The organism is Flavobacterium zhairuonense (genome assembly GCF_004352915.1).
GTDB lineage: Bacteria > Bacteroidota > Bacteroidia > Flavobacteriales > Flavobacteriaceae > Flavobacterium > Flavobacterium zhairuonense.
On record NZ_SJSY01000064.1, the window covers coordinates 153,171 to 159,170 of the forward strand.

2 protein-coding genes are annotated in these 6,000 nt (G+C 38.2%); both read left to right on the forward strand.

Going from position 1 to position 6,000, the window contains the following annotated elements:
- Positions 1-109 precede the first annotated feature (109 nt).
- Entirely contained in the window at positions 110-3,823 is a 3,714-nt protein-coding gene (locus EYY60_RS03520) for a family 10 glycosylhydrolase (protein WP_132988019.1), read from the forward strand.
- 131 nt (positions 3,824-3,954) lie between these two features.
- A partial coding sequence (locus EYY60_RS03525; protein WP_132988020.1) for a golvesin C-terminal-like domain-containing protein occupies positions 3,955-6,000 on the forward strand: 2,046 nt, incomplete at its 3' end.

Sequence of the window (6,000 nt, forward strand, 5' to 3'; positions counted from 1 at the left end):
GTTTGCGTTTTTTTGCATGTTTTAGATTGAAATACTATTATTGAATAAGTGTTTTTGCATGTTTTTTATAATATATTTACTAATATTTTAACTAAAAACAACCAAATTTATGAAGCAAAAACTACTTAATCTATTCTTTTTGATAATTGTCAATAGCTTAGTGTTAGGCCAAGGAACCAATATTCCACTGGGATGTTCTAATAGTGGCGCCGAAATAAGCCCTAGTCCTAAAGCCGATTTAAGAGGCACCTATTTGACATCTGTTTATAATCTGGATTGGCCTAGTAACAGAACTGCAACTCCTGCAGTTCAACAAGCCGAGTTGATTACCATTTTAGACAAATTGGTTCTTACAGGAATCAATACAGTTTATTTTCAGGTTCGACCAGAATGCGACGCTCTTTATAATTCATCTATAGAGCCTTGGTCTTATTGGTTAACAGGTACTCAGGGCGTTCCGCCGAATCCTTTATGGGATCCTTTGAGTTTTGCAATTACAGAATGTAGAAAACGTGGATTGGATTTACACGCATGGTTAAATCCATATCGTGCAAGTGTCGGTGGTTATACACTGGCAAATAATCACGTTTCTAAACTGAATCCTTCTTGGGTTTTTACAGCTTCAAATAATGTTAATCTTAAAATTTTGAATCCGGGCTTGCCAGCAGTACGAAACTATATTATTAGCATTGTGCAGGATATTGCGTCGCGATACGATATTGACGGAATTGTTTTTGACGATTATTTTTATCCGGATCAGGGAATGGCAAATAATCAGGACGCAGCGACTTACGCCAATAATAATCCGACAGGAATAAGCAATATTGATGATTGGCGTCGTGATAATGTGAATAAAATGATTGCGGGGGTTTATGACGCTTTACAGGTTATCAATACCAACAATAATAAAAATATCGTTTTTGGAGTTGCTCCGTTCGGAATTTGGAAAAGCGGAGTTCCGCCTGGAATTGTTGGAAATCCTTCTTATAGTGCATTATATTGTGACCCAATAAATTGGTTGCAAAATGGTAAAGTAGATTTTATTTCACCTCAATTATATTGGAAAATTGGCGGTTCTCAAGATTATATTAAACTTTCGCAATGGTGGAATGATCAAGTAGCAACTTATGGCAGACATTTATATGTGAGCCAAGGTTATGATCGTTTACCGAGTACTTCTTCTCAAAATTGGCCTGCTTCGGAAATTCAAAATCAAATTGATCAAAATCGAATTCCGGGAATGACAAATACTTTCGGCCAGACTTCTTATTCGACTCAATATATAATGAGCAATGAAAAAGGAATTGCTACAACTTTGCAGAATAATCAATACAAGTATAAATCTTTTCCACCTTCGATGCCATGGAAAGACAATATTTGCCCATTGGAACCAACAAACATTAGATTTGAAGGAAATGTTCTGAAATGGGATGCTCCAGTAGCCGCTACGGATGGCGATTTAGCAATAAAATATGTAGTGTATGCATTTGCCACACAGGCCGATATTCCAAATTTTAAACAAGATGGCACAAAAGTTTTGGATATTATAAATGCTACACAAATTACGCTGAATTCGACTCAATTGGCTTCTCCAAACAATTATTTCTTAGTAACGGCTTTGGATAAAAACAACAATGAAAGTGCTAATATCACAGGTGTTTCATATAGTAGTTTGCCAGATGCTCCAGTAGCTATAAGCCCTACAGAAGGACAATTGTATGTAAGTTCTCCGGTAAATTTCTCATGGAATTCTACTGTTACTAATGGTGATTACCGTATTCAGGTTTCTAAATCTAATTCAGGCTGGACAGAAGCTAACGGATTTACAAGCTCAACAACGCCAAATGCAACAGTTGTGGTAAATGCTGCAGTAAATACAACAATGAATTATGTTTGGGATCAGGCCAATGCAGTAGTTTATGAAGCTCCAGTAGGAGGAACGACATATTATTATACCATAAGAAGTTATAGTGCGGCAACGGGAACTTCAAGATATTCTGCTCCTGTGAGTTTTACTCCAAAAAGTGCCAATTGTACAGTACCAGGAACAACTGTTATTACGATTGATAATGTTGATGCCACACTTGTAGGATCATGGACAGCAACATCGGCAACAGCAGGTTATGTTGGGTCAAATTATATTCATGATGGAGATACTGCTAAAGGTACAAAAACAGCAACTTTCACCCCAACAATTACACAACGAGGCAAATATGAAGTTTTTATTAATCATACTGCTGGAACCAATCGCGCGAATAATGTCCCTGTGGATATTATTCACGAAAGTGGAACTACAACTGTCCCTGTAAATCAGCAAATTAATAATGGAACTTGGGTTTCATTAGGAACTTATAATTTCAGTGCAGGGACAAATAATAAAGTGGTTATACGTACAACGGGCACTTCGGGCGTTGTTATTGCAGATGCTGTTCGTTTTTATTTCATAGATTGTTTGCCTGACGCTACACCGCCAGTAGCTGATTTTACACCGGCTTCGGCAACCGTATGTGCGGGACAGACAGTTGCTTATACAAATGCATCAACAAATGCATCTTCTTACAGCTGGTCATTCCCAGGAGGAACTCCGAGTACAAGTACTGCTGCAAGTCCGGTTGTAACTTATAATACCGCTGGAACATTTAATGTTGTTCTTACGGCGACGAATAGTGCAGGTTCAAATACAAAAACATTAACGAATGTAATTACTGTAAATCCTTCGACGGCTATAACAGCAGGATTTACGGCTCCTTATACAGAAGTGGCGACTGGTGAAAATATGACGTTGACCAATACTTCTATAGGTGCGACAACTTATGCTTGGACTTTCCCTAATGGATCTCCGGCAACAAGTACGGCCGCAAACCCAACAGTGAATTTTACAACAACAGGAACTAAAACTATTACTTTGGTAGCTTCAAATGCCTGCGGAAGTAATACATACACGATGACGATTTGCGTTGGCACAAATACCAAAACTACGCTGGAAACTTTTGAAGCTTCTGCAGGAAGATTTACTAGCGTCCCAACGGCATCTGGTTCGACGGTAGGAATTGCGACAACATCAACATTAGCACGAGCTACAGATAGTTACAAAAACGGAACAGCGAGTCTAAAAGCTGTTTTAAATGATAATACTTCCGTAACTACAAACTGGTTGGTTCGTTTGCTTTCTGGCGGAGGAACTCCGGCAAACAATCAGGCTTTTGTTGGAAACCAAGGATCTTTTGGATTTTGGCTGAAAACAAGTACTGCAAATGCAGGAGCAACCGTAACGGCTTGGATTGATGATACCGATGGTTTAGAAGAATTGCCCCCGCAAACGATCATCAACAACGGAGCTTGGAATTACTACGAATGGTTTTTACCGACTTCAGTTGGAACAACTATCACAACAGGAAACGGAATTGTTGGCGGTGCTTCTGTAACCTTAGACGCCATCGTAATCAAACAAAATAATACGGCAACTTCAATGACAGTTTGGATTGATGATATTCAGCACAATTATATTTCGGCTTGTTCTGGAACCAGAAAAATGTCGAAAGAAGAAGATGTTGCAGCGCTCGAAGATGCTGAAGATATTAAAGTTTCAGATGAATTGATAGTGTATCCAAATCCAACAAACGGAATCTTGAATTTGAAATTAGACAGCAATATAAAATCAGATGTTCGCTTGTTTAATGTTCTAGGACAGCAAATGCTGAATACCATTTTTGAAGGAACAGAACAACAACTTGATCTGAACAATCTAGGAAAAGGAATTTACCTTCTTCAAGTTGAAACCGATGGAAAAATCACTACGAAGAAAATTATCTTAAATAAATAATGTTTGGTTTTTGGACTAAAAGACCGCTAGGCATTCTGGCGGTTCTTTTAGGTTTTAAAAATTACATTTTTATGTGATTTCGTACTATTAATAACCCCAATGTAAGCTATTTATTAACTAAATCAAAAAGTATGAAGAAAAACAAACCTATTAATCTTCGAAACCAAGTTGCTGCAATTATGGTTTTGTTTAGTGTTGCAACTGGTTCGGCGCAAACTACGCCAGACTCTAAAAAGCCTAGTGATGCGCAACTGTACACGTTGGCTGATAAATATTTGAAATCTTCGATTAAAAAAGAAATTAAACCTGATGGTGAAGTATTTCTGCAAAGAAATATGGATGATTACCTAGCATTAACAAATAAGAAAAATGCGGTCACTAGTAAGCCAGGCTCAGCTGAAAAACATGATGAGTTAGAATGCGATCATAATGGAGAACTTTTGAAAGAGTACCTAAACAGACCTCATCCTTCTGTGCTAACAATGACTAAATATTTTGCTGATGCCAGCAAGGAGTTTGGTGTTCCTGTAGAAATTTTGATGGCTGTTGGACAAGTTCAAAGTAACTGGGCACAGGTATCATCTTCTTTTTATGGATCTTGGGGTGTAATGGGATTGATTGAAAGTGACTATAACAATCAAATTGTTGAAGGCGCAAAATTAATCAAATCTACTCCGGAGGCTATTAAAACAGATGCAAAAACGAATATTAGAGCAGCTGCAGCTTTGCTTAAAAGTTATCAGAAGAATGCAAATCCAAAAGGACTGGCAGATTGGTTTGATGCAGCTCGTGAATTAACTGGTTTGAAAGATGAAGCGATGAAAACTTCATTGGCAGAACGTTTTTTTAAAGTAATTAAAGAAGGCTCCAAAACAGTTACACTTTGGAAAGAAATCATTGACATTAAAGGAAATGTAGTAACGATTCCAACGGCTAAAACTTCAAAAGGTTCTACTGCTAAAGGAAGTGCGACTGAAGCAGTTATGGCTGTTGATTACCCTGGTGCTTTATCAAGAATTACAGCTTGTAATTATGGTGTAGGACGTAATGGATATGGTATTGATTACTATTTTGTACACTATATGGCGACAGGTACTTATGAAGGTGCTATTTCTTATTTTAATGATTGCAGCAGAACAACGCCAACTTCGGCACACTATTGTATTCGTAATTCCGATGGTCAGATTTCGCAAGTAGTTCGTGAGGCTGACCGTGCTTATTCTCAGGGAGTTTCTGGATATCCACAGTGGAATGGAGCAGGAGTTAGTACAGAACATGAAGTATTGGCAACAAACTTATCAATGTGGGACAGCCAGCCAATGTTAAATGCCGCCGCCGCTCTTGCAATTGATGTTTGTGATAGAGCGGGTGTTCCAAAAACAAGACGAGTAACTAATGGAAATCGTGGAATTTACGGTCATAACGACGTAAATACAGGAACAGATTGTCCTAACCTTACAACGGCTCGTTGGAATGTTTTATTAGCTAAAATTGCTGCTGGAAGTACAACGAATGTTCCTGTACCTACAGCGCCTACAGCAGGCCAAATTTATGTGAGTACACCAGTTAACTTTACTTGGGATTCTACAGTTTCAGGAGCAGATTACCGTATTCAGGTTTCTAAATCGAGTTCAGGATGGAATTCTACAGACGGATTTACATCGGCAACTACGCCAAATAGTACTGTAGTTGTAAACGATGTTGTAAATACGGTAAAAACATATTCTTGGAATGCTACAAGTACAGCTGTTTCAGAATCTCCAATAGGAGGAACTGTTTACTATTACACTATTAGAAGTTACAGTGCTGCAACCGGAACTTCAAATTATTCTTCTCCAGTAAGTTTTACTCCAAAAAGTGCTGGCTGTACTGTGCCGGGAACAACCTCAATTACGGTTGATAATTTAGCTGCGACTTTGGTTGGAGCTTGGACATCTACTTCAGCAACAGCAGGATACATTGGGACAGATTATATTCATGATGGCGATACTGGAAAAGGAACTAAATCGGCGACTTTTACTCCATCAATTGCACAAAGAGGCAAATATGAAGTATTCATCAACTTCACAGCAGGAACAAATCGTCCAACAAACGTTCCTGTCGATATTATTGATGAAAACGGAACAACTACCGTTACAGTAAACCAACAAATCAATAATGCGACTTGGGTTTCATTA